The sequence below is a fragment of the Streptomyces sp. NPDC041191 genome, assembly GCF_055591945.1.
Genome location: NZ_JBVIZC010000005.1, coordinates 13525 through 36708 on the forward strand (window position 1 = coordinate 13525; position 23184 = coordinate 36708).

At 73.6% G+C, this 23184-nt stretch carries 19 protein-coding genes and 3 tRNA genes; 11 read left to right on the plus strand and 11 right to left on the minus strand.

The window, feature by feature from the left end; translation table 11 throughout:
- Nucleotides 1–5 precede the first annotated feature (5 nt).
- Nucleotides 6–1652, plus strand: coding sequence for a tyrosine-type recombinase/integrase (locus tag ACZ6AQ_RS11285; protein WP_468759303.1), 1647 nt, complete (start codon nt 6–8; stop codon nt 1650–1652).
- Between the two features lie 114 nt (nt 1653–1766).
- Here the strand turns inward: ACZ6AQ_RS11285 and ACZ6AQ_RS11290 are convergent.
- The 3 genes from ACZ6AQ_RS11290 to ACZ6AQ_RS11300 form a co-directional block, all read right to left on the minus strand.
- Nucleotides 1767–1840 (minus strand) — tRNA-Ile (locus ACZ6AQ_RS11290).
- Nucleotides 1841–2006: 166 nt separating this feature from the next.
- Nucleotides 2007–2079 (minus strand) — tRNA-Asn (locus ACZ6AQ_RS11295).
- 5 nt (nt 2080–2084) lie between these two features.
- Nucleotides 2085–2157: transfer RNA gene (locus tag ACZ6AQ_RS11300), tRNA-Asn, on the minus strand.
- Between the two features lie 181 nt (nt 2158–2338).
- Between ACZ6AQ_RS11300 and ACZ6AQ_RS11305 the strand changes: the two genes are divergently transcribed.
- The 4 genes from ACZ6AQ_RS11305 (at nt 2339) to ACZ6AQ_RS11320 (ending at nt 7926) form a co-directional block, all read left to right on the plus strand.
- A complete protein-coding gene (locus tag ACZ6AQ_RS11305; RefSeq protein ID WP_468759305.1) occupies nt 2339–2650 on the plus strand; it encodes a YtxH domain-containing protein in 312 nt (103 codons plus the stop codon).
- A 28-nt stretch (nt 2651–2678) separates the two neighbouring features.
- Nucleotides 2679–4118, plus strand: a complete 1440-nt coding sequence (locus ACZ6AQ_RS11310; protein WP_468759307.1) for an FGGY family carbohydrate kinase — start codon at nt 2679–2681, stop codon at nt 4116–4118.
- Between the two features lie 146 nt (nt 4119–4264).
- The gene (locus tag ACZ6AQ_RS11315) at nt 4265–5998 is read left to right on the plus strand and encodes an ABC transporter ATP-binding protein (RefSeq protein ID WP_468759309.1); all 1734 of its coding nucleotides are present in this window, start codon (nt 4265–4267) and stop codon (nt 5996–5998) included.
- Complete coding sequence (locus tag ACZ6AQ_RS11320) at nt 5998–7926, plus strand: ABC transporter ATP-binding protein (protein ID WP_468759311.1); 1929 nt, start codon at nt 5998–6000, stop codon at nt 7924–7926. Before ACZ6AQ_RS11315 ends, ACZ6AQ_RS11320 begins: the two co-directional genes overlap by 1 nt.
- Nucleotides 7927–8000: 74 nt before the next feature.
- On the opposite strand, the gene ACZ6AQ_RS11325 is transcribed toward ACZ6AQ_RS11320, so the two are convergent.
- The 6 genes from ACZ6AQ_RS11325 to ACZ6AQ_RS11350 form a co-directional block, all read right to left on the minus strand.
- Nucleotides 8001–9089 (minus strand): RNA polymerase sigma factor, encoded by a 1089-nt coding sequence (locus tag ACZ6AQ_RS11325; protein ID WP_468759313.1) that lies wholly within the window; start codon nt 9087–9089, stop codon nt 8001–8003.
- A 113-nt stretch (nt 9090–9202) separates the two neighbouring features.
- Nucleotides 9203–11095 carry a DNA primase gene (gene dnaG / locus ACZ6AQ_RS11330; RefSeq protein WP_468759315.1) on the minus strand — a complete coding sequence of 631 codons (1893 nt, stop codon included), beginning with the start codon at nt 11093–11095 and terminating at the stop codon, nt 9203–9205.
- 68 nt (nt 11096–11163) lie between these two features.
- A complete protein-coding gene (locus ACZ6AQ_RS11335) occupies nt 11164–12423 on the minus strand; it encodes an NAD(P)/FAD-dependent oxidoreductase (protein ID WP_468759317.1) in 1260 nt (419 codons plus the stop codon).
- Between the two features lie 131 nt (nt 12424–12554).
- On the minus strand, nt 12555–13940 hold the full coding sequence (locus ACZ6AQ_RS11340) for a deoxyguanosinetriphosphate triphosphohydrolase (RefSeq protein ID WP_468759319.1): 1386 nt from the start codon (nt 13938–13940) through the stop codon (nt 12555–12557).
- 35 nt (nt 13941–13975) lie between these two features.
- Entirely contained in the window at nt 13976–14764 is a 789-nt protein-coding gene (locus tag ACZ6AQ_RS11345) for a sirohydrochlorin chelatase (RefSeq protein WP_468759801.1), read from the minus strand.
- Between the two features lie 277 nt (nt 14765–15041).
- Entirely contained in the window at nt 15042–15686 is a 645-nt protein-coding gene (locus ACZ6AQ_RS11350; protein ID WP_468759802.1) for a hypothetical protein, read from the minus strand.
- Between the two features lie 149 nt (nt 15687–15835).
- On the opposite strand from ACZ6AQ_RS11350, the gene ACZ6AQ_RS11355 reads away from it, so the two are divergent.
- From ACZ6AQ_RS11355 to ACZ6AQ_RS11365, 3 genes are all read left to right on the plus strand, one after another.
- The gene (locus tag ACZ6AQ_RS11355) at nt 15836–16558 is read left to right on the plus strand and encodes an aquaporin (protein ID WP_468759321.1); all 723 of its coding nucleotides are present in this window, start codon (nt 15836–15838) and stop codon (nt 16556–16558) included.
- Nucleotides 16559–16589: 31 nt separating this feature from the next.
- Nucleotides 16590–17276 (plus strand): SanA/YdcF family protein, encoded by a 687-nt coding sequence (locus tag ACZ6AQ_RS11360; RefSeq protein WP_468759322.1) that lies wholly within the window; start codon nt 16590–16592, stop codon nt 17274–17276.
- 178 nt (nt 17277–17454) lie between these two features.
- Entirely contained in the window at nt 17455–19536 is a 2082-nt protein-coding gene (locus ACZ6AQ_RS11365; protein ID WP_468759324.1) for a molybdopterin oxidoreductase family protein, read from the plus strand.
- Between the two features lie 108 nt (nt 19537–19644).
- On the opposite strand, the gene cutA is transcribed toward ACZ6AQ_RS11365, so the two are convergent.
- Nucleotides 19645–19980, minus strand: a complete 336-nt coding sequence (gene cutA / locus ACZ6AQ_RS11370; protein WP_468759326.1) for a divalent-cation tolerance protein CutA — start codon at nt 19978–19980, stop codon at nt 19645–19647.
- Between the two features lie 159 nt (nt 19981–20139).
- Nucleotides 20140–20781, minus strand: coding sequence for an NADPH-dependent FMN reductase (locus ACZ6AQ_RS11375; RefSeq protein WP_468759328.1), 642 nt, complete (start codon nt 20779–20781; stop codon nt 20140–20142).
- Between the two features lie 92 nt (nt 20782–20873).
- On the opposite strand from ACZ6AQ_RS11375, the gene ACZ6AQ_RS11380 reads away from it, so the two are divergent.
- The 3 genes from ACZ6AQ_RS11380 (at nt 20874) to ACZ6AQ_RS11390 (ending at nt 23183) form a co-directional block, all read left to right on the plus strand.
- A complete protein-coding gene (locus tag ACZ6AQ_RS11380) occupies nt 20874–21662 on the plus strand; it encodes an aminotransferase class IV (RefSeq protein ID WP_468759329.1) in 789 nt (262 codons plus the stop codon).
- Nucleotides 21663–21915: 253 nt separating this feature from the next.
- Entirely contained in the window at nt 21916–22446 is a 531-nt protein-coding gene (locus ACZ6AQ_RS11385) for a hypothetical protein (RefSeq protein ID WP_388694698.1), read from the plus strand.
- 119 nt (nt 22447–22565) lie between these two features.
- Nucleotides 22566–23183: a class F sortase gene (locus ACZ6AQ_RS11390; protein WP_468759331.1), complete on the plus strand. Its 618-nt coding sequence runs from the start codon at nt 22566–22568 to the stop codon at nt 23181–23183.
- Nucleotide 23184 lies beyond the last annotated feature (1 nt).

Genomic DNA, 23184 nt, shown 5'->3' on the forward strand with positions numbered 1-23184 from the left:
CGGATATGGACACATTCGCCCCCAGCTACTACCGGCAGTGCGCCTGCCGAGAGCCAGTGATCGGCGAGAACGGGGAGCCGGAGCTCGACACTCAGGGGCGCCCCAAGCGGAAGCTCGTCGGCGCCGGCTGTCCCGGCCTGAAAACCAAGGGGCACGGCAGCTGGTTCTTCTACTTCGAGCTGGAGCCCGGCGAGAACAACGCCCGGCGACGTGTGCGCCGCGGGGGCTTCCGCACCAAGGACGACGCGAAGAAGAAGGCGTCCGAGGTCTACCGAGACGTCATGAAGGGCACGGACGTGCTCAGCGACGTCACAGTGGGCGAGGACCTGGAAGCCTGGATCACCCGGAAGAAGGCGCTCGGCCGTACGACGGTCCACGGGTACGAGAGCCACATCCGGCTCTACCTCAAGCCCCACCTCGGTCACATCAAGCGGCGGAACCTCAAGCTGCGGCACGTCGAAGCGATGTACGCGGCGATCTCTGCGGAGAACGCCGAGCGCATCCTCCACCAGGCCCGCATAGACGAGCTGGAGAAGGCACGCGACGCCGCCCACACCGCATGGGTTCGCGCCTCGGGGAAGACGGAGGAACGCCGTACCGCGCGTCGCGCCTACCTCGACGCGAACGCCGCACTCCGTGAGGGTCGCAAGGGGAAGCGGAAGGTCACCGACGTCAACACGGTGCACCGCATCAACGCCACCCTCAGCTCGTTCTTCACCAGCGGTATCAAGCGGGGCGATTACACCACCAACTGGGCCAAGATGGTCGAGCTGCCGCCGACCAAGAAGCCCAAGCCCCTCATCTGGACACCGGAGCGCGTCCTCGAGTGGAGGCGGACGGGCGAGAAGCCTTCCCCGGTGATGGTGTGGACCCCGGAGCACACTGCCGAGTTCCTGGACTTCATCTCCTCAGACCGGCTGGCGGCCATGTGGCACGGGTTCATCTTCCGGGGCCCCCGCCGCGGCGAGATGTGCGCGCTCCCGAGAGCGGAGGTCAGCCTGTCGGGGCCGGCGCCGTGGTTCCGGATCTCGGCACAGGTGGTCGAAGTCGCCTACCGGCTGTACGACGAGGCCCCGAAGCAGGACAGCGTCCGTACCGTCTCCTTGGACGCCTACACGGCCGCCCGGTGGGCGGCGTACGCGGTGACGCGCGACCGGGAGCGTGAAGAGTGGGGGGCAGCCTATGTCGAGAGCGACCGCTTCTGGGTCCACGAGGACGGAACTCCGCTGCACCCGGACTGGGTGAGCCGAAGGTTCAACCGGCTCGTGGAACTTTCCGGTCTTCCTCCGGTCCGCCTGCACGACACCCGGCATCTGTCGGCGGCGCTGGCTCTGCTCGGCGGAGCGCCCATGAAGGTCGTACAGGAACGGCTGGGACACCGGTCCTTCCAGATCACCTCGGACACGTACACGACCGTCCTGCCGCAACTCCTGACCACCGAGGCCGAGACTACGAGCGCGGTCGTTCCCCGCCCCGGGCAGTCAGCTCCAGCTCCGGCAAAACCGAAGGACTCAGCAGACCGGCGAAGGACGAAGAAGGCCGTACCGGATCAGGCACCGGAGGCGACGGCAGGAGAAGCCGTCGAGACGGCAGAGGTGACGCAGGTCACCGAGGGTGAAGGGCCGAACGAGGGAATCGAACGCGCCGCCTGACCCGCGTCCCAACTTTGTCCCAACAGGTGTGATTCCCTAGCTGGGGCGGGCCGCCAGGGCCCTTCGGACTCATGCTCGACCGGCAAAGTGCCTGGTCAGAACGTTTATCTGTTGTGGGGCGGGTGGGACTCGAACCCACGGCCGACGGATTATGAGTCCGCTGCTCTAACCGGCTGAGCTACCGCCCCGTACGACGAGACGCGTACATGTGTGCGCGCCGTCTGCCGCAGCATAGCCGCTCATACGATCTCCTGCTCCGGATGATCGGCTCTGCTCGACCATGAAGACCCCGGGGGGCTTCGCGCGGTTCCCGGAGACGCGAAAAAGGACCCCGAAGGGTCCTTCTCCGTTCCGCTCCCCCGGCTGGACTCGAACCAGCAACCCTCCGGTTAACAGCCGAATGCTCTGCCAATTGAGCTACAGGGGACCGCGCTCCCCCGACTGGACTCGAACCAGTAACCTGCCGGTTAACAGCCGGCTGCTCTGCCAATTGAGCTACAGGGGATTGCTGCGTTGCACCGAACGGTTGCACCTCGGGCCTTCCCGGGCGGCGTGCGCTCGCTGCGACACATACATTAGCGCAAGCAGGGGGGTGCTCCGCCAATCGGTATCACCGCGGGCACCGGCGAAGCCACCGGTACGCACCGGCCATGCATCAGTGAAGCTCTCCAGGGAAGGTGGTGGCCATGCGATACAAGCTGACGTTCGTCATGGGACTCGCCCTCGGTTACGTCATCGGCACACGAGCCGGACGCGAGCGCTACGAGCAGTTGAAGAGGTCCGCCAAGGACCTCACCGAGAACCCGGCCGTGCGGAACGCCGCCGAGTCCGCCGCCCAGACCGGGCGGCAGGTCGCCGGCAAGGCCGCACACGTGGTGGGCGACAAGGTGGGCGACCGCCTGCCGCCCGCCGTGGCCGACAAGGTCCAGGCGCTGCGCGAGCGCGGCCAGGGCGACGGCAAGGTCGGGAACGACGAGTGGGGCACCAGCAACACATGAGGCCCCGCGTGCGGCAGAATCGGTCGGCATGGGGATAGTCGCCGGACTGGACAGCTCTGCTGAGTTCACACGCATCGTCGTCTGCGACACGGACACGGGTGCCGTACTGCGCCAGGGGTACGCTCCGCACCCCGGCGAGCCGAAGGCGGTGGACGTCGATCCGCAGACCTGGCTGCTCTCGCTCGGGGAGGCCGCCACCGGCGGCCTCCTGGAGGGCGTGGAGGCCATCGGGGTCTCCGCGCAGCAGCACGGGCTCGTGCCGCTCGACGCGCAGGGCGGCCTCGTGCGGCCCGCGCTCGTCCGCAACGACAAACGGGCCCAGGTGGCCGCCGCCGACCTGGTGGAGTCGCTGGGCGGGCGGCAGGCGTGGGCCGAGGCCGTCGGCAGCGTGCCCGGATCGGGCCGGCCGGTCGCCAAGCTGCGCTGGCTGGCCAGGACCGAGCCCGAGCACGCCCGGCGGGTGGCCATGATCCTCCAGCCGCACGACTGGCTGGTCTGGCAGCTCCTGGGCCGTCCCGTCCGCCGCACCACCGACCGGGGCGCGGCCTCCGGCACCGGCTACTGGTCGGCCCGCACCGGCGCGTACCGCCCCGACCTCGTGGAGCTCGCCCTCGGCCACCAGGCCGTGCTGCCGGAGGTCCTCGGCCCCGCCGAGGCCGCCGGCACCACCCCCGAGGGGCTGCTGATCTCCGCCGGCACCGGCGAGACCATGGCCGCCGCGCTCGGGCTCGGGCTCGGTCCCGGGGACGCGGTGGTCTCGTTCGGCGCCTCGGGCTCCGTGATGGCCGTCCACCACGAGGCCCTCGCCGACCCCAGCGGCATGATCACCTCCTTCGCCGACGCCACCGGCATGCACCTGCCGGTCGTCTCGACCTCCAACGCGGTGCGGGCGCTGCGCGGCACCGCCGAGATGCTGGGCCTCGACTCCCTCGAAGAGCTCTCGACGCTCGCCCTGAAGTCGACGCCGGGCGCCTCCGGCCTCGTCCTGCTGCCCTATCTGGAGGGCGAGCGGACCCCGAACCTGCCGAACGCCGCGGGCACGCTCAGCGGCCTCCGGCGCGAGGCGATGAAGCCCGAGCACCTGGCGCGGGCGGCGTTCGAGGGGATGCTCTGCTCGCTCGCCGACGCCATGGACGTGCTGCGGGGGCGGGGCGTCGAGGTGCGGCGGGTCTTCCTGCTCGGCGCGGCCGCCGCGCTGGCGTCGGTGCAGGCGCTCGCGCCGGCGGTCTTCGGCGCCCAGGTCGTCGTCCCGCAGCCCGCCGACTACGCGGCGCTCGGCGCGGCCCGGCAGGCCGCCTGGGCCCTCGGGGTCGCGCGGGGAACGCTCTCCCCCAGCGCTCCCCCGGCCTGGCAGGGCGCCGCCACGCAGGTCCTGGAGCCGGGCGAGGAGCTGGCGGCGGGACGGGCCGTGCGGCAGCAGTACACGGCGACGCGGGAACAGATCCACCCGGGCGCGTTCGGCGGGTAGGCGGGTTCCGGCCGGGGGCTCGCGGGGGCCGGAGGCCGGGGCCCGCGAGCCCCCGGGGCCGGCCCTTTCGCAAAGTCTTCGCCAGGCTTCCGCGCGCCCCGGAAACCGGTCGTAACGGCGCGGGGTCGCGGGCGATAGTAAGTCCCGTGCTCATAAGACTTCTCCGAACCCACCTCCGGCCCTACCGAAAACCCATCGCGCTGCTCGTCCTCCTCCAGTTCCTGCAGACCTGCGCGAGCCTCTACCTGCCGACCCTGAACGCCGACATCATCGACAACGGTGTCGTCCAGGGGGACACCGGCTACATCCTCCGGTTCGGCGCCCTGATGGTCGGCGTCTCCGTCGTCCAGGTCGTCTGCAACGTCGGAGCCGTGTACTACGGTGCGCGGACCGCGTCCGCCCTCGGCCGTGACGTGCGCGGCGCCGTCTTCGACCGGGTGCAGTCCTTCTCCGCCCGCGAGCTGGGGCACTTCGGCGCGCCCTCGCTGATCACCCGTACGACCAACGACGTGCAGCAGGTCCAGACGCTGGTCCTGATGGCGTTCACGCTCATGGTCTCCGCGCCCATCATGTGCGTCGGCGGCATCGTGATGGCGCTCGGCCAGGACGTGCCCCTGTCGGGCGTGCTGCTCGCGGTGGTGCCGGTGCTCGGCGTCGCCGTCTCGCTGATCGTGCGGAGGATGCGGCCGCTCTTCCGGACCATGCAGACGCGCCTCGACACGGTGAACCGGGTGCTGCGCGAACAGATCACCGGCAACCGGGTCATCCGGGCCTTCGTGAAGGACGCGTACGAGGAGGAGCGCTTCCGGGGTGCCAACCGCGAGCTGACCGACGTGTCGCTGGCGACCGGCCGCCTGATGGCGCTGATGTTCCCGACGGTGATGACCGTCGTGAACGTGTCCAGCGTGGCCGTGGTCTGGTTCGGCGCCCACCGCATCGACGGCGGCGGGATGGAGATCGGCGCGCTGACCGCCTTCCTCGCCTATCTGATGCAGATCGTGATGGCCGTCATGATGGCCACCTTCATGTTCATGATGGTGCCGCGCGCCGAGGTGTGCGCGGAGCGGATCGAGGAGGTCCTCGCGACCGACTCCAGCGTGGTGCCGCCGGCCGAGCCGGTGACGACGCTCGACCGACGGGGGCACCTGGAGATCAGGAACGCGGACTTCCGGTACCCGGGCGCGGAGGAGTCCGTCCTCAAGGACGTCGGGCTCGTGGCCCGGCCCGGCGAGACCACCGCGATCATCGGTTCGACGGGCAGCGGCAAGTCGACCCTGCTCGGGCTCGTGCCCCGGCTCTTCGACGCGACCGGCGGCGAGGTCCTGGTCGACGGCGTGGACGTGCGCAGGCTCGCCCCCGCCCTGATGGCGCGGACGGTGGGCCTGGTGCCGCAGAAGCCGTACCTCTTCTCGGGGACGGTGGCGACCAACCTGCGGTACGGGAAGCCCGACGCGACCGACGAGGAGCTGTGGCACGCCCTGGAGGTCGCCCAGGCCGCCGACTTCGTGCGGAAGCTGGAGAACGGGCTGGACTCCCCGATCGCGCAGGGCGGCACCAACGTCTCCGGCGGGCAGCGGCAGCGGCTCGCGATCGCGCGGACGCTGGTGCAGCGGCCGGAGATCTACCTCTTCGACGACTCGTTCTCCGCGCTCGACTACGAGACGGACGCCCTGCTGCGGGCCGCGCTGGCCGAGGAGACGGCGGACTCGACCGTGGTGATCGTCGCCCAGCGGGTGTCGACCATCCGGGACGCCGACCGGATCGTGGTCCTCGACGAGGGCCGGGTCGTGGGCACCGGACGGCACCACGAACTGATGGCGGACAACGAGACGTACCGGGAGATCGTGCTCTCCCAGCTGACCGAGGCGGAGGCAGCCTGATGGCCGGTCCTGGCGGACGCATGATGGCCGGTGGCGGCCCCGACCAGCGGTCGATGGACTTCAAGGGGTCGGGGAAACGGCTGCTGCGGCAGCTCGCGCCCGAACGCGGCGCGCTCTGGGCGATGCTGGCCGCCGGCGTGCTCTCGGTGGCGGCCTCCGTGGTCGGGCCGAAGATCCTCGGCCGGGCGACGGACCTGATCTTCGCCGGTGTGGTCGGGCGGCAGACGCCCGCGGGCGCCACGAAGGAGCAGACCCTGGAGGGGCTGCGCGCCCGGGGCCAGGGCGGCATGGCGGACATGCTGTCCGGGGTCGACTTCACGCCGGGGCGGGGGATCGACTTCTCCGCCGTGGGCGGGGTGCTGCTCCTGGTCCTGGCGGTGTACGTGGCGGCGGGCCTGCTGATGCTGGTCTCCACCCGCCTGTCGATCAAGGTGATCAACCGGACGGTCTACCGGATGCGGGAGGACGTCCAGACGAAGCTGGCGCGGCTGCCGCTGTCGTACTTCGACAGGGCCAAGCGCGGCGAGGTGCTGTCCCGGGCGACCAACGACATCGACAACATCTCCCAGACGCTCCAGCAGTCGATGGGCCAGCTGATCAACTCGCTGCTCACGATCGTCGGCGTGCTCGCGATGATGTTCTGGATCTCGCCGCTGCTCGCCCTGGTGGCCCTGGTGACGGTGCCGCTGTCGGTGTTCGTCGCGGCGCGGATCGGCAAGCGCTCGCAGCCGCACTTCGTGCAGCAGTGGAAGTCCACGGGCACGCTCAACGCGCACGTCGAGGAGATGTACAGCGGGCACGCCCTGGTGAAGGTCTTCGGGCGGCAGGAGGAGTCCGCGCGGGACTTCCGCGAGCAGAACGAGGCGCTGTACGAGGCCGGGTTCAGGGCGCAGTTCAACTCCGGCGTGATGCAGCCGGTGATGTTCTTCCTCTCGAACATCAACTACGTCCTGGTGGCCGTGGTCGGCGGTCTGCGGGTGGCGAGCGGCACGCTCTCCATCGGTGACGTGCAGGCGTTCATCCAGTACTCGCGCCAGTTCTCGATGCCGCTGACGCAGGTGGCGTCGATGGCGAACCTGGTGCAGTCGGGCGTCGCCTCGGCCGAGCGGGTCTTCGAGCTGCTCGACGCGGAGGAGCAGGAGCCGGACGCCCCGGCGGACGAAAAGCCGCTGGAGCTCAGGGGGAAGGTCGCCCTGGAGCACGTCTCCTTCCGCTACGAGGAGGACAAGCCGCTCATCAAGGACCTGTCGCTCACCGTGGAACCGGGCCAGACGGTCGCGATCGTCGGCCCGACGGGCGCCGGCAAGACGACCCTGGTGAACCTGCTGATGCGGTTCTACGAGGTGACGGGCGGCCGGATCACCCTGGACGGGGTGGACGTCTCGACGCTCTCCCGCGAGCGGCTGCGGGCCGCGCTCGGGATGGTCCTCCAGGACACCTGGCTCTTCGGCGGCACCATCGCGGACAACATCGCGTACGGCGCGACGCGTCCGGTGACCCGGGAGGAGATCGAGGAGGCGGCGCGGGCGGCCCACGCCGACCGGTTCGTCCGGACGCTGCCCGACGGGTACGACACCGTCATCGACGACGAGGGCACGGGGGTCAGCGCGGGCGAGAAGCAGCTGATCACCATCGCGCGCGCGTTCCTGTCGGACCCGGTGATCCTCGTCCTGGACGAGGCGACCAGTTCGGTCGACACCCGTACCGAGGTGCTGATCCAGAAGGCGATGGCCCGCCTGGCCCACGGGCGCACCTCGTTCGTGATCGCGCACCGGCTCTCCACGATCCGGGACGCGGACGTGATCCTGGTGATGGAGAACGGCTCGATCGTGGAGCAGGGCACGCACGAGGACCTGCTGTCGTCCGGCGGGGCCTACGCGCGGCTGTACGCGGCGCAGTTCGCGCAGGCGGTGGCGGAGGTCGACTGACCGGCGACCGCTCCGGGGGGTCCGTGCCGCGTCCGGCGCGGGCCCCTTTCCGCTTCCGTCGCGGTCCGCCCCCCTCAGTCCAGGTATCCCCTGAGCTGGTCCGCGTAGGTGTGGGCGCGGAGTTTGGCGAGGGTCTTGGACTCGATCTGCCGGATGCGTTCGCGCGTCACGCCGAAGAGCTGTCCTATCTCCTCCAGGGTGCGGGGGCGGCCGTCGTCCAGGCCGTAGCGGAGCCGGACGACCTTCCGTTCGCGTTCGCCGAGGGTGGAGAGCACGTCCTCCAGGTGGCGGCGGAGCAGCAGGAAGGCGGCGGACTCGACCGGGGAGGCGGCGTCGCCGTCCTCGATGAGGTCGCCGAGGGCCACCTCGTCCTCCTCGCCGACGGGGGCGTGCAGGGAGACCGGCTCCTGGGCGAGGCGGAGCACCTCCCCGATCCGTTCGGGGGACAGGTCCAGCTGGGCGGCGACCTCCTCGGGGGTGGGTTCGTAGCCGCGTTCCTGGAGCATGCGGCGCTGGACGCGGACGACCCGGTTGATGAGCTCCACCACGTGGACGGGGACGCGGATGGTGCGGGCCTGGTCGGCGAGGGCCCGGGACATGGCCTGGCGTATCCACCAGGTGGCGTAGGTGGAGAACTTGAAGCCGCGCGCGTAGTCGAACTTCTCGACGGCCCGGATGAGGCCGAGGTTGCCCTCCTGGACGAGGTCGAGCATGGTGAGGCCGCGGCCCACGTACCGCTTGGCGACGGAGACGACGAGGCGGAGGTTGGCCTCGATGAGCCTGCGCTTCGCGATCCGGCCCAGGACGACCAGCCGGTCCAGGTCGTCCGCGAGGCGGGTGTCCAGGTCCGGGGTGCCGGCGAGCTTCTCCTCGGCGAAGAGGCCGGCCTCGACGCGGCGGGCCAGTTCGACCTCCTCCTCGGCGGTGAGGAGCGGGATGCGGCCGATCTCGCGCAGGTACTGCCGGAAGAGGTCGGAGGAGAGGCCGTTGTCGCCGGGGCCGGGACGCTGCCGCCGGGGCGGGACCGCGGCCTCCTCCGGGTCGTCGCCGGGGCCTTCCGTGACCTCGTCCGGCGCCTCACCGGGTTCCGGCTGGTTCTCGTCGGGTTCTGCCCGGTCCCCGCCGGGTTCCGCCCGGTCCTGCGGCACGGTCTGGGTCTGCACGGCGGGCGACCTCCAGGAAGGGCGGAACGGCACCGTCGTCCAGTGTGGGGTACGACACATCGCCGCCACGAGGGGCGTGCGGTGACTTTTTGGGTCCGCCGGGTGACCGAGCGTCAGAGGGCGGCGGCGCCGTTGTTCCTGAGGGACTGCCCGTACTGGGTGAGCACCCACAGTTCGTTCTGCACGGCTGCGGTCCGTTCCGGGTCGCCGTTCGGGCCGAGGCGGGCCAGGGTGCCCTGGACGTCACGGATGCGGCGGTCGACGGCCCGGAGGCGGACCGTGACGAGCTGGTCGCCGGCGTACGCCTCGTCCACGGTCCTGGCGAAGATCGTCTCAACGGCGAGTTCGGTCACGAGGGCGCGGACGGTGTCGTCGGGGGCCGCCTCGCGGACGGCGTCGAGGTAGTCGGCGGGGGCGCCGGTGGCGCCGCCCGCGTCCTGGATGCACTGCCGGACGGCCGCGTAGGGCGGGGCGGTGAACTCGTCCGCGCCGTACGCGTCGAAGGCGGGGGAGACCAGTTCGGGCCGCTGGAGGGCGAGTTTGAGGAGTTCGCGCTCGGTGCGGTGGGCGGGGCTGCGCAGGTTGAGCGCGGGCCCGGAGGGAGCGGCGGCGGGGGCGGGAGTGTCGTAGGTGCGCCGGGAGGGCTGCTGCTGGGTGGGGCCCTTGTTGCCGCCCTGCCGCTGCCAGCGGGCGATCTGGGCGACCCGGCGGACGACGAACTGGGTGTCGAGGATGCCGAGCATGCCGGCGAGCTGGACGGCGACCTCGTGCTGGGAGGCGACGTTCTTGATGCGGGCGACGACGGGGGCGGCCTCGTCCAGGGCGGCGGCCCGGCCCGCCGGGGTCTCCAGGTCGTACCGCCGCACGATCTGGCGGAGGGCGAACTCGAAGAGCGGGGTGCGGGGTTCGACCAGGTCCGCGACGGCCTCGTCGCCCTTGGCGAGCCGGAGGTCGCAGGGGTCCATGCCGTCGGGGGCGATGGCGATGTACGTCTCGGCGGCGAACTTCTGGTCGTCCTCGAAGGCGCGCAGGGCGGCCTTCTGGCCGGCGGCGTCGCCGTCGAAGGTGAAGATGACGCGGGCCGAGCCGTTGTCCATGAGGAGGCGGCGGAGGATCTTGATGTGGTCGCCGCCGAAGGCGGTCCCGCAGGTGGCGATGGCGGTGGTGACCCCGGCGAGGTGGCAGGCCATGACGTCGGTGTAGCCCTCGACCACGACGGCCCGGCTGGCCTTCGCGATGTCCTTCTTGGCGAGGTCGATGCCGTACAGGACCTGGGACTTCTTGTAGATCGGCGTCTCGGGCGTGTTGAGGTACTTGGGGCCGTTGTCGTCGTCGCGGAGCTTGCGCGCGCCGAAGCCGACGATCTCGCCGCCGACGTCCTTGATCGGCCACATGAGCCGACCGCGGAAGCGGTCGATGGGGCCGCGGCGGCCGTCCTGGGAGAGTCCGGAGAGGACCAGCTCCCGGTCGGAGAAGCCCTTGCCGCGCAGGAAGCGGGTGAGGTGGTCCCAGCCGGCCGGGGAGTAGCCGACGCCGAAGTGCTCGGCGGCGGCCTGGTCGAAGCCGCGCTCGGCGAGGAACTTCCGGCCGGTCTCGGCCTCGGCGGAGCCGAGCTGGTCGGCGTAGAACCGGGCGGCGGCCTGGTGGGCCTCGATCAGGCGGATGCGCTCCCCGCGCTGATGGCCGGGGTTGTAGCCGCCCTCCTCGTACCGCAGGGTGATGCCCGCCTTGGCGGCGAGGCGCTCGACCGTCTCCGAGAAGGAGAGGTGGTCGATCTTCATCACGAAGGCGATGGTGTCGCCGCCCTCCTGGCAGCCGAAGCAGTGGAAGAGTCCCTTGCTCGGGCTGACCTGGAAGGAGGGCGACTTCTCGTCGTGGAAGGGGCAGAGGCCCTTGAGGTTCCCGCCGCCCGCGTTGCGCAGCTGGAGGTACTCGGACACGACGGCGTCGATCGGGACCGCGTCCCGTACCGCCTTCACGTCGTCATCGTTGATCCTGCCTGCCACGCGTGAATTCTACGGGGGTGCGGGGGGCCTTCTTCCGGGAATGCGCGCGGCCGGGGGTCCGGGGAGCCTCAGACCAGGCTCTCCAGGGGGACGGAGGGGTCGGCGAGGGCGTCGGGGTCCACGCGGACCCGGGAGCGGACGAGCCGCCGGATCGGCTCTGTGACGTCCCACACGTTCACGTTCATGCCGGCGAGGACCCGGCCCTCCTTGAGCCAGAAGGCGATGAACTCGCGCTTCCCGGTGTCGCCGCGGACCACGACCTGGTCGTACGAGCCGGGGGGCGCCCAGCCCGTGTACTCCATGCCCAGGTCGTACTGGTCGGAGAAGAAGTAGGGCAGCCGGTCGTAGGAGACCGGCTTGCCGAGCATGGCGCGGGCGGCGGCGGGGCCGCCGTTGAGGGCGTTGGCCCAGTGCTCGACGCGGAGGCGGGTGCGCAGCAGCGGGTGGTGGGCAGCGGCCACGTCGCCCGCGGCGAAGATGTCGGGGTCGGAGGTGCGCAGGGACTCGTCCACGGCGACGCCGCCGCCGTCGGCCCGGTCCACCAGGGCGAGCCCGGAGTTCTCGGCGAGGGCGGTGCGGGGGGCGGCGCCGATCGCGGCGAGGACGGCGTGCGCCGGGTGCTCCTCGCCGTCGTCGGTGCGGACGGCGAGGACCAGGCCGTCCTGGCCGACGATCTCGGTGAGCCGGGCGCCGAAGTGGAAGCGGACGCCGTGGTCGCTGTGCAGGTCGGCGAAGAGCTGGCCCAGCTCGGGGCCGAGGACCCGGTGGAGCGGGGTGGGGTCGGACTCGACCACGGTGACCTCGGCGCCGTAGCCGCGGGCGGCGGCGGCGACCTCCAGGCCGATCCAGCCGGCGCCGGCGATCACCAGGTGGCCGTTGTCCCGGCCGAGGCCGGCGAGGACCTGGCGGAGCCGGTCGGCGTGGGCGAGCCGGCGCAGGTGGTGGACGCCGGTGAGGTCGGTGCCGGGGACGTCGAGGCGGCGCGGCTCGGAGCCGGTGGCCAGGAGCAGCTTGTCGTAGCGGATGACGGTGCCGTCGCCGAGGCGGACGGTGCGGGCCTCGCGGTCGATCGCGGTGACGGCCTGCCCGAGGTGCAGCTCGATGTCGTTGGCCGCGTACCAGGCGGCGTCGTGGACGAAGACGTCGTCGCGTTCCCCGGCACCGGTGAGGTACCCCTTGGAGAGGGGCGGGCGCTCGTAGGGGTGGTCGCGTTCGTCCCCGATGAGGATCACCCGGCCGTTGAACCCCTCGGCGCGCAGGGTCTCCGCCGCTTTGGCCCCTGCCAGGCCCCCGCCGGCGATGACAAAGGTCTGATCTGCGTCGACCACGTCGTTTCCTCCTCGTTGCGACCGTTTCCAACCTACGCCCCCGGACGTTCTTCGGGCCGTATCTCCCCGGGGCCGCATGCGAGCGTCCCGCACGGAGGAGAGCGGCGGAAGAGGGCCGCGGGGCCCCTCCCCTACCGCCGTCCGGGGCGGAGGCGGGCGTGGAGGGCGCGGGCCGAGGCGTCGGTGAGGGAGGCGATCTGGTCCACGATCACGCGCTTGCGGGCCCGGTCGTCGGGGGCCGTGTCGTACGCGGCGCGGAACTGCGGCTCCAGCCCGTCGGGGGCGCGGGCGACGAGGGCCTCGGCCAGTTCGGCGACGACGATCCGCTGGTCGGCACGGAGGGCCTCCTGCTCGGCGCGCTGCATCACGTACCGGTCGGCGACGGCCTTGAGGACGGCGCACTCGTTGCGGGTCTCGCGGGGGACGACCAGCTCGGCGCGGTAGCGGGTGAGGCGTCCGGGGCCTCCCCCGGCGTCCGGGCCGTACCCCCACGTCCGGCGGGTGGCGTGCTCGGCGGCGAGGCAGAAGCGGCCGATGAGCTGGCTGGTGGCGTCCTTGAGGCGGGCCTGGGCGACGGCCGATCCGTCGTAGCCGTGCGGCCACCACTCCTGGTCGAGCAGCCGGTCCAGGGCGTCGGCCAGCTCCTGCGGGTCGGTGTCCTCCGGGACGTAACGGCCGATCGCGACCCGCCAGATGTCGGCGCGTTCGGGTTCGGCGAGGAGGAGGTTGGGGTCGATGTGCCCGGCGTGCAGCCCGTCCTCGAAGTCGTGGACCGAGTAGGCCACGTCGTCGGCCCAGTCCATGACCTGGGCCTCGAAGCACTTGCGGTGGGCGGGGGCGCCCCGTCTGATCCACTCGAAGACGGGGAGGTCGTCCTCGTACACGCCGAACTTGGGCGAGCCGGGGTCCGTGGGGTGGCCGCCGCGCCCCCAGGGGTACTTGGTGGCGGCGTCGAGGGTGGCCCGGGTGAGGTTGAGGCCGACGCTGACGAGGCCGCCGTCCGTTTCCCGGACGAAGCGCTTGGGCTCGATGCGGGTGAGGAGGCGGAGCGACTGGGCGTTGCCCTCGAACCCGCCGCAGTCCCCGGCGACTTCGTTGAGGGCCTGCTCGCCGTTGTGCCCGAAGGGCGGGTGGCCCATGTCGTGGGCGAGGCAGGCGGCCTCGACCAGGTCGGGGTCGCAGCCGAGGGCGGCGCCCAGCTCGCGGCCGACCTGGGCGCACTCCAGGGAGTGGGTGAGCCGGGTGCGGGGGCTGGCGTCCCAGGCGTGGCTCCGCGTGCCGGGGGTGACGACCTGGGTCTTGCCCGCGAGGCGGCGGAGCGCGGCGGAGTGCAGCACGCGGGCGCGGTCGCGCTGGAAGGCGGTGCGTCCGGGCCGCTTGTCGGGCTCCGCGTCCCAGCGGTCGGTGTCGGCGGGATCGTAGCCGGGGACGCCGCCGGTGCCGGTGATGCCCGTGCCGGTGATGCCCGTGGTGTCCGTGGTGTCTGCGCTGTCCCTGGTGTCTGCGATGCCTTCCATGTCTCGAAGGTAACCGGAAGGACCGACAGAAGCCCTCAGACGGCGGTGGGTTCCCGCGCGGGGGCGGCGGCGCGGGGCCCCGACGCGCGGTCGTGGCGGTGGAGGACCAGGCGGGCGAGGGCCGGATGGTCGCCGAGCGGTTCGGCGGCGGTCCAGGGGGCGTGGGCGGCGGCGCGGGCGGCGAAGAGGCCGGGGGCGGTGAAGCAGGAGGCGACCGCGATCCGGTGGTGGCCCCGGGCGGCGAGGGCGGCGACAGCGTCGGGGACGGTGGGCGCGGCGGCGGAGGCGTAGGCGGGCAGGACGGGCACGCCGCCGAGGCGTTCGCCGAGGAGGGCGGCGGTGCGGCGGGTCTCGGCGGCGGACCGGGGGTCACGGGAGCCGGCGGCGGCGAGGACGACCCCGGTGGCGGCCGGGGCGCCCCGGCCGGCCTCGGCGAGCCGCCCGGCGAGGGCTTCGGCGAGGAGGGGGTGGGCGCCGAGGGGGCCGGCGACGCGGGCCCGGAGGCCGGGCACGGCGGCGACGGCGGCGGGCAGGTCGTGGGTGACGTGGTGGCCGGGGGCGAGGAGCAGGGGGACGAGGACCGCCTCCCGGCCCTCGCCGGCGAGGGCGGCGAGGGTCTCGTCCAGGAGCGGGGCGTTCAGGCCGAGGTGGGCGAGGCGGACGTCGAGTCCGGGGCGCAGGGCGCGGACGCGGTCGAGGAGCCGGGCCAGGGTGGCGCGGGCACGGGGGTCGCGGCTGCCGTGACCGACGGCGACGAGGACGGGGGCGGGCGCGTCCGGACGGGGCGGGCGGGCGGCCGGTGGACGGGCGGTGGGACCGGGCATGGGGGGACGGGCGGTGGGACCGGGCATGGGGGACCTCCTCGTCCGGCTTCCCTCGTGGACGGCCGTACGGACGCACCTCGTCCGGTCGCTCCGGCGAGCGGGGGCCGCTCCGGTGTCCGCGCGGACGCGCCCACCCGGCCCCACCGGCGCCCGGCGGTCGTACGGACGCGCGGCGCGGGTCCGTCACGGACCGATCCTGACGGAGGCGCGTTGCGCGCCCGTTGCGCCGGGGGTCACGGCCGGTTGCCGCGACCTCACGTCCGGCCCCGGGGCGCTGTCAGGCGTCCAGCCAGACCCGGAGCGGGCCGGTCTCCTCGAAGCCGGCGGCGAGGGCGTCGGTGAGGGCGTCGCCTGACTCGTAGCCGACGACGGGGAGACCGGCGGGGGCGGCGGCGAGGACGCCCGCCCAGACGCGGGCGGGATCGGTGCCGTCCACCGCGAAGAGGTTGGAGACGCCGGTGACGCGGGCGCTCGCGCTCAGCACGGCGCCGCCGACGAGACGGCCGTCGGGCGCGTGTCCGCCGACGACGGTGGTGTCCGGGTCGTCGAGGAGGCGGGGGTGGAAGAGCGCGGCCTCCCCGGCGTCGCCGCCGCTCCAGGCCAGGGCCCAGGCGGCGAGCTGTTCCGGGGTGCGGACGGGCCGCCAGTCACCGGCGGCGGGGACGGGGGCGGGGAGGCCGGCGGGCCGGTGGATCCAGCGCGCCTCGAAGAGGAGCCGGAAGCCCTCGGCGGCCAGGTCGAGGCGGGCGAAGGAGTCCTTGACGGAGGCGCCGGGGGCGGAGCGGTCGATGGCGCCGAGGACGTCCCGCGCGTCCGCGTCCTCCGTCAGGGTCACGGCGTCCGGGTAGTAGAGCGGGGTGCGCCGGTCGCTGGTCCAGGCGCGGGGCCCGAAGGTGCCGGGGTGCCCGTGGGCGCGGCACATGGCCCGGCACCACTCGGCGTTGTTGCGGACGGTCGCGTCGAGGAGGTCCGCGCGGGCGGCGGCGTCGGTGATCACGAACGGATCGTACGGACTCGTCCGTCTCTCTTCCTCTCTTTTTTCATTCCGGGTGACGGAATATCTTTTCCGTCATGAGAATGTCCTCCGCGTCGCTTCCCCGGCGCGCCGCCGCCGAGTTCATCGGCACCGCCGCCCTGGTCGCCGTCGTCGTCGGCTCCGGCATCCGGGCCGACGCCCTCAGCCAGGACGCCGGCGTGCGGCTGCTCGCCAACGCCGCCGCCTCCGCCCTCGGCCTGGGACTGCTCATCGCCCTGATCGGCCCGCTCTCCGGGGCCCACCTCAACCCCGTCGTGACCCTCTCCGAGTGGTGGTCCCGGCGCCCCGAGCGGGGTGGCCGCGAGGCCCTCGCCTACCTCGGCGCCCAGTTCGCCGGGGCCGTCGCGGGCGCCCTGCTCGCGGAGGCGATGTTCGGGCGCGCGCCCGGCTCCTGGGCCACCGAGCCGTACTCGGCGCCCCACCTGCTGCTCGGCGAGACCGTCGCCACCGCGGGGCTCGTCCTCGTCGTCCAGGGCCTGCGCCACACCGGCCGGACCGCCCTCGCGCCGGTCGCGGTGGCGGGGTACGTCGGCGCGGCGATCTGGTTCACCTCCTCCGGTTCCTTCGCCAACCCGGCGGCCACCCTGGGCCGTTCCCTCTCCGACTCCTTCACCGGCATCGCCCCCGCCTCGGTCCCCGCCTTCGCCGCCGCCCAGCTCCTCGGCATGCTGCTCGGCCTGGTCCTGACCGGGGTGCTCTACGGAACGGACCGGACGTCCGGCGAACCGAACCCGGCCGGAGCGCGTCGGACCGGGTGACAGCACGACGCCGATCCACGGAGGTTCCCGCATGCCGGCACGGTTCACCCGGTGGCTCCCCCGCACCGTCCGGGCCCGCCGCCGCGCCGTCCAGGCCGTGATGGCGGGGGTTGTCCTCGCCCTCCTGCCCGTCACCTGGACGCACGCGGCCGCCGCCGGGAGGCTCCGCACCACCGCGGACGTGCCCGCCCGGGACGTCGCCCTCGTCTTCGGCGCCGGCCTGTGGCGGGGGCGCCCGACCCCGTACCTCGCGCACCGCCTCGACACCGCCGCCGAGCTGTACCGCACGGGCAGGGTGCGGGTCCTGCTCGTCACCGGCGACAACAGCCGGACCGCGTACGACGAGCCCGGCGCCATGCGCGCGTACCTCACCGGGCGCGGGGTGCCGGACGAACGGATCGTCAGCGACCACGCGGGCTTCGACACCTGGGACTCCTGCGTCCGGGCCAAGGAGGTCTTCGGCGTCGACCGGGCCGTCCTCGTCACCCAGGACTTCCACATCGAGCGGGCCGTCGCCCTGTGCGGACGGGCGGGCGTCGACGCGTACGGGGTCGGGGTCGCCGAGCCCCGCGACCGCACCTGGTACTACGGCACCACCCGGGAGCTGTTCGCGGCGGGCAAGGCCGCCCTCGACGCGGGGCTGCGGCCCGCGCCGCGCTTCCTCGGCCCGGAGGAGAAGGGCGTCACGGAGGCCCTCGCGTCGTCCCGCGGACGGTGAGGCCGGGCGGACGCCCCCACCCGCGGGCGGTGGGGCCGGGCGGACGCCCCCACCGCCCACGGACAGCGGGACCGGGCGGGCGCCCTCACCCTCCGCCGCCCGCCCGGCGGAGGGCACGGCACCGCTCCCGTAACGCGCCGCGCCGCTCCCCGTAACACTCCCGCCGCACCCTGGCCGCATGTCCGACGCCACCGCCGTCCCCACCCACTGCCCCTACTGCGCCCTCCAGTGCGGGATGTCGCTGCGCCCCACCGGCCTCCCGGAGCCGCTTGTCGAGGTGGTCGAGCGGACGGACTTCCCCGTCAACCGGGGCGCCCTGTGCGGCAAGGGCCGCACCGCCCCCGCCGTGCTCTCCTCCCGGGTGCGGCTCACCGAGCCCCTGGTCCGGGACCCCGGCACGGGGGCGCTGACGCCCGCGTCCTGGGAGGAGGCGCTCGCCGCCGTCGCCGACGGGCTGCGCCGGGCCCGCGCCGGCCACGGCCCCGACGCCGTGGGGGTCTTCGGCGGCGGCGGCCTCACCAACGAGAAGGCGTACAGCCTGGGCAAGTTCGCCCGGGTCGTCCTCGGCACCTCGCAGATCGACTACAACGGACGCTTCTGCATGTCGTCGGCGGCCGCCGCGCACCAGCGGGCCTTCGGCCTCGACCGGGGCCTCCCCTTCCCGCTGGAGGACGTCCCGAGGACGGGGTGCGTGATCCTCGTCGGCTCCAACCTCGCCGAGACCATGCCGCCCGCCCTGCGTTACCTCACCGAACTGCGCGAGAACGGCGGGAGGCTGATCGTCGTGGACCCGCGCCGCACCCGCACCGCCGAGCAGGCCGACCTGCACCTGGCGCCGCGCCCCGGCACCGACCTCGCGCTCGCCCTCGGCATGCTCCACCTGGTGGTGGCCGGGGGGCGGGTGGACGAGGAGTTCGTCGCCGGGCGCACCACCGGCTGGGAGGCGGCGCGGGCCGGGGCCATGTCCCACTGGCCCGAGCAGGTCGAGCGGATCACCGGTGTGCCCGTGCCGCTGCTGCGCGAGGCGGTCACGATGTTCTGCGACGCGCCCACCGGCATGGTCCTGACCGCGCGCGGCCCCGAGCAGCAGTCCAAGGGCACCGACACCGTGAGCGCCTGGATCAACCTGTGCCTGGCCACCGGGAAGGCCGGCCGGCCGCTGAGCGGGTACGGCTGCCTCACGGGCCAGGGGAACGGGCAGGGGGGCCGCGAACACGGCCAGAAGGCCGACCAGTTGCCCGGCTACCGCCGGCTGGACGACCCGGCCGCGCGGGCACACGTGGCCGGGGTGTGGGGGGTCGATCCGGAGTCGCTGCCGGGGCCGGGCAGGAGCGCGTACGAACTCCTGGACGCGCTCGGCGGGGAGGTGAGGGCCCTGCTCCTGATGGGCTCCAACCCGGTGGTCTCCGCGCCGCGCGCCGCGCACGTCGAGGGACGGCTGCGGTCGCTGGACTTCCTCGCCGTCGCGGACGTGGTGCTCTCCGAGACCGCCGCGCTCGCCGACGTGGTGCTGCCCGTGACCCAGTGGGCGGAGGAGACCGGGACCATGACCAGCCTGGAGGGGCGCGTCCTGCTGCGCCGCCGCGCCCTCGACCCGCCCCCCGGGGTGCGCGGTGACCTGGAGGTGCTGCACGGACTGGCGGAACTCCTCGGGGACGGGAAGGGGTTCCCGACCGATCCCGAGGAGGTCTTCGAGGAGCTGCGCCGGGCCTCGGCGGGCGGCCCCGCCGACTACGCGGGCATCGACTACCGCCGCGTCGAGGAGGAGCGGGGGGTCTTCTGGCCCTGCCCCTCCCCCGAACACCCGGGTACGCCCCGGCTGTTCCTCGACCGGTTCGCCACGGCGGACGGGCGGGCCCGGTTCACACCGGTGACGCACCGGCCGGCGGCCGAGGAGACGGACGCCGCGTACCCGGTCGTCCTGACCACCGGGCGGGTCGTGTCCCAGTACCAGTCGGGGGCGCAGACCCGGCGGGTCGACGAACTGAACGCGGCGGCGCCCGGCCCCTTCGTGGAGCTGCACCCCCGGCTCGCGGAGCGGCTGGGGGTGGGCGAGGGCGAGCGGGTCGCGGTGGTCTCGCGGCGCGGGCGGGCCGTGGCCCCGGCCCGGATCACCCCGTCGATCCGGCCGGACACCGTCTTCATGCCGTTCCACTGGGCGGGGGAGGGGCGGGCCAACACCCTGGTGAACCCGGCGCTCGACCCGGTGTCGCGGATGCCCGAGTTCAAGGTGTGCGCGGTGCGGCTGGAGCGCGCCTGACCCGTTCCCCGGCCGTCCGCCCGCACCGGCCGTCCGCCCCGGGCGGGGTCCGGCCGTGGTCGCGCGCGCCCGGACCGGGCGTCCCGTCCGCCGGGGCGGGCGCCGGGGTCACCCGGCGGAGACCTCCTCCTCCAGCCAGGCCAGGTAGGCGGCGGAGGCGCGGACGACCGGGGTCGCCAGGACCTCGGGGGTCTCGTAGTCGTGGGCGGCGAGCAGATGGGCCTCCAGGGCCTCGTAGCGGGCCCCGGTGGTCTTGAGGACGACCTGCCACTCCTCGGCGGTCTCGACGGCCTGCTTCCAGTGGTAGACGGAGGTCACGGGCCCGGAGACCTGGGCGCAGGCGGCGAGCCGGGCCTCGACGGCGCCACGGGCGAGCGCCTCGGCCTTCTCGCGGCTGTCGGTGGTGGTCAGGACGGTGAGGGCGGGAGGTTCGGGGGTGGTCACGCCCTCACCGTACTGAACCGGGCCGCGCCGTTCACGCGCCCGCGAACCGCGTCCCGCCGCCGGGCGCGGGGCGCGGGCGCCCCCGGCGGCGGGACGAGGAGGAGCCGGAACGGCGCGGAGGCGGGGAAGGAGGAGCCGGAACGGCGCGGCTCCGCCCCCTCACCCGGCGTACGGGCGGACGGACCTGGCGTCCTTGAGCGCGTGTCCCCACCAGGCGAGCTGGTCGAGGAGGACCTTGGCCGCGCCCTCGGCCCCCGTGGGGTCCTTGTGCTGCCCGTCCTCGTCGAACAGGCCGTGGACGTGGGAGAAGGAGACGGTGTCCCGGACGGTGACGGCGTGCAGCTCGGCGAAGACCTGGCGGAGCTGCTCGACGGCCCGCAGACCGCCCGAGATCCCGCCGTAGGAGACGAAGCCGACGGGTTTGGCCCGCCACTCGGTGTAGTGGCGGTCGATCAGGTTCTTGAGGGACGCCGGGAAGGAGTGGTTGTACTCGGGGGTGAGGACGACGAAGGCGTCGGCGGCGGCGAGGACGGGGGTGACCCGGGCGAGTTCGGCACGGACGGCCGGGGAGGGGCTGTGCGAGAGGGAGGTGGGGAGGTTCACCCCGGCGAGGTCCACGACGGTGACGGCGAAGTCCTCGCGCCCGGCGAGGCGGGAGAGGAACCAGTCGGCGAGGACGGGGGCGAAGCGTCCCTCCCGGTCGCTGGCGACCACGAGGGCGAGGGAGAGGGGGGCGGGAAGCGCGGAAAGGGCGGAAAGGGCGGAGGGGGCGACGGGCTGCGAGGAGTTCGTGAGGTCCATGACGGTGATCGTGGTACCTCATGTTTGGTTGAGGTCAAGCGGTTCCCCGGGCCGTACGGCGCGGACGCGACGGAGCCCCCTACCGTGAGGGCATGACGCCCCCTCCCCCGCCCCCCGCCGGCGACCGCGCCCACGTCGAGGCCGACGGCGTCCCGGTGACCGATCCGGAGCTCCTCGGCGCCCTGATGAGCGGCTACGGCCACTTCACGGCGATGCAGGTGCGGGACGGGGCCGTGAAGGGGCTCGGACCGCACCTCGAACGGCTCGACCGCTCGACCCGCGAACTCTTCGGCCGGGGTCTGGACGGCGGACGGGTCCGGAGGCTGGTCGCCGGGGCCCTGGAGGCCGCCGGACGGCGGGACGCCTCGGTCCGGGTGTACGTGTACGAGGGCGTCCGCACGGTCGTGACCGTCCGCGCCCCGGCCCCGGACGGGCCCGGCGCCCCGCAGCGCCTGGCGAGCGTCGCGTACGGGCGGCCCGCGCCGCACATCAAGCACCTGGGCGGCTTCGGACAGCGGTACCACGGCGAGGCGGCCCGGCGCGCGGGCTACGACGAGGCCCTGCTGACCTCCCCGTCCGGCGAGATCGCCGAGAGCGCCGTCGCCAACATCGCCTTCTGGGACGGGACCTCGGTGGTCTGGCCGTCGGCCCCCTGCCTGCACGGCGTCACCATGGCCCTCCTGGAACCGCGCCTGGAGTCGGTCCGCCGGCCGGTCACCCTGGCCGGCCTCCGGGACCACCGGGCCGCGTTCGTGACCAGCGCGCGGACGATCGCACCCGTGACGGCGGTCGACGGGGTGACGTTCGCGGTGGACGAGGAGCTGATGGGGCAGGTGCACGCGGCGTACGGGAGCGTGCCGGCGGAGGAGGTCCGCCCCTGAGGGGCACGGCGGGCGGAGGTCCCGGTCACCCGATCGGCACGGTCCTCGACCCGGCGCGGCGAAAACGGCTCCGACCTGCGGGAACGTCCGAGATCCAGGCGACACGCCGTATCGGACGGCCCCTTTCTGACGGCTCCTCAGGAGGCGGCGGGGGCGCACCGGGCTTTATGTCGGTCACAGCAGGTCCTTCTCCGGGAAGTCCCTCCCGGGAGGGCCGCCCCGGCATGACCGTACGCGCGCTCCGGAGGACCCCATGCGCACCACCGCCCGTCTGTTCACCGCCACCGCGCTGACGATCGCCGCGATCGGGGCGTTCGCCGTCCCGGCGGCGCACGCCGGCGAGGAGTGGAACGAGTCCGGGGGACGGCACGAACCCCTCGAGATCTACCCGGCCGCCGCCGCACCCGGCACCACGGTCACCGTGAACACCGCCGCCTGCGGCAAGCACGGACACGGCGTGGGGAACACGGACGGCCTCGGCGCGGGCGAGTTCCGGCTGAGCCCGAGCACGCACAAGGAGGTCGTGGTCGGGCAGTTCACCGTGCCGGAACACGCCAGGCCCGGCACGTACCGCATCGGCGTCGTCTGCGACAACGGGAAGAGGGCCCGGGGCGACCTGAGCGTCACCCACCGGCGGCCGAGCGGCCACGTCCAGACCGGTGTCGGCGGCAGCGTCGGCCCCGACACCGCCCAGGTCACGGCGGGCGTGGCGGTGCTGGCCGCGGCCGCCGTCGGCGGTGTCTGGCTCCTGCGCCGCCGGGCGAGCGGCGCGCGGGGGCACTGAGGCACCGCCTTCCCGCCCCCGCCGCGCGCCCGCACAGGGGCCCGGCGGGGGCGGGTCCGCTTCCCGCCGGGCCCGTGGGTCCGGCGGGGCCGTGGACCGGAGAGACCGAGGGGATCCAGGTGAGCAACAGGTTCAAGGGCTGGGGCATCGCGGCGGCCGCCTGCGCCGGGCTCTGGCTCGTCCAGAACGGGTCGGAGAACGTCACTCCGCCCGTGCCGTCCGCCGCCCAGGCGTTCGCCGCCGGGCCGAGCGTGCACACCGACGCCGCCGCCGATCCGCTGCCGCCCTCGGCGCCCGTACGGCTGCGCATCCCCGAGACCGACGTGGACGCCCCCGTGACACGGCTCGGCCTGGCGGCGAACGGCTCGCTCGACGTGCCGCCCGCCGAGGACCGCAATCTGGCCGGCTGGTACGGGGGCGGGACCGCGCCCGGCGCGAAGGGCACCGCGATCGTCGCGGGCCACGTCGACAACGCGGACGGACCCGCCGTCTTCTACACCCTCGGCGCGCTGAAGAAGGGCCACCGGATCGAGGTGGACCGGGAGGACGGGCGCACCGCCGTGTTCACGGTCGACGCGGTCGAGGTGTACGAGAACGACGCCTTCCCCGACGCCAAGGTGTACGACGAGGCGGACCGTGCCGAGATCCGGGTGATCACCTGCGGCGGCGGCTTCTCGAAGAAGAACGGCTACCAGGGGAACGTGGTCGCCTTCGGTCACCTCATCGGCGTGCGGTAGA

Coding starts and splice junctions, on each gene's coding strand:
- ACZ6AQ_RS11285 (WP_468759303.1), top strand. CDS start 6: ATGGACACATTCGCCCCCAGCTACTACCGGCAGTGCGCCTGCCGAGAG.
- ACZ6AQ_RS11305 (WP_468759305.1), top strand. CDS start 2,339: ATGCGATACAAGCTGACGTTCGTCATGGGACTCGCCCTCGGTTACGTC.
- ACZ6AQ_RS11310 (WP_468759307.1), top strand. CDS start 2,679: ATGGGGATAGTCGCCGGACTGGACAGCTCTGCTGAGTTCACACGCATC.
- ACZ6AQ_RS11320 (WP_468759311.1), top strand. CDS start 5,998: ATGGCCGGTCCTGGCGGACGCATGATGGCCGGTGGCGGCCCCGACCAG.
- ACZ6AQ_RS11340 (WP_468759319.1), bottom strand. CDS start 13,940: ATGGAAGGCATCGCAGACACCAGGGACAGCGCAGACACCACGGACACC.
- ACZ6AQ_RS11345 (WP_468759801.1), bottom strand. CDS start 14,764: ATGCCCGGTCCCACCGCCCGTCCACCGGCCGCCCGCCCGCCCCGTCCG.
- ACZ6AQ_RS11350 (WP_468759802.1), bottom strand. CDS start 15,686: ATGTGCCGCGCCCACGGGCACCCCGGCACCTTCGGGCCCCGCGCCTGG.
- ACZ6AQ_RS11355 (WP_468759321.1), top strand. CDS start 15,836: ATGAGAATGTCCTCCGCGTCGCTTCCCCGGCGCGCCGCCGCCGAGTTC.
- ACZ6AQ_RS11360 (WP_468759322.1), top strand. CDS start 16,590: ATGCCGGCACGGTTCACCCGGTGGCTCCCCCGCACCGTCCGGGCCCGC.
- ACZ6AQ_RS11365 (WP_468759324.1), top strand. CDS start 17,455: ATGTCCGACGCCACCGCCGTCCCCACCCACTGCCCCTACTGCGCCCTC.
- ACZ6AQ_RS11375 (WP_468759328.1), bottom strand. CDS start 20,781: ATGGACCTCACGAACTCCTCGCAGCCCGTCGCCCCCTCCGCCCTTTCC.
- ACZ6AQ_RS11380 (WP_468759329.1), top strand. CDS start 20,874: ATGACGCCCCCTCCCCCGCCCCCCGCCGGCGACCGCGCCCACGTCGAG.
- ACZ6AQ_RS11385 (WP_388694698.1), top strand. CDS start 21,916: ATGCGCACCACCGCCCGTCTGTTCACCGCCACCGCGCTGACGATCGCC.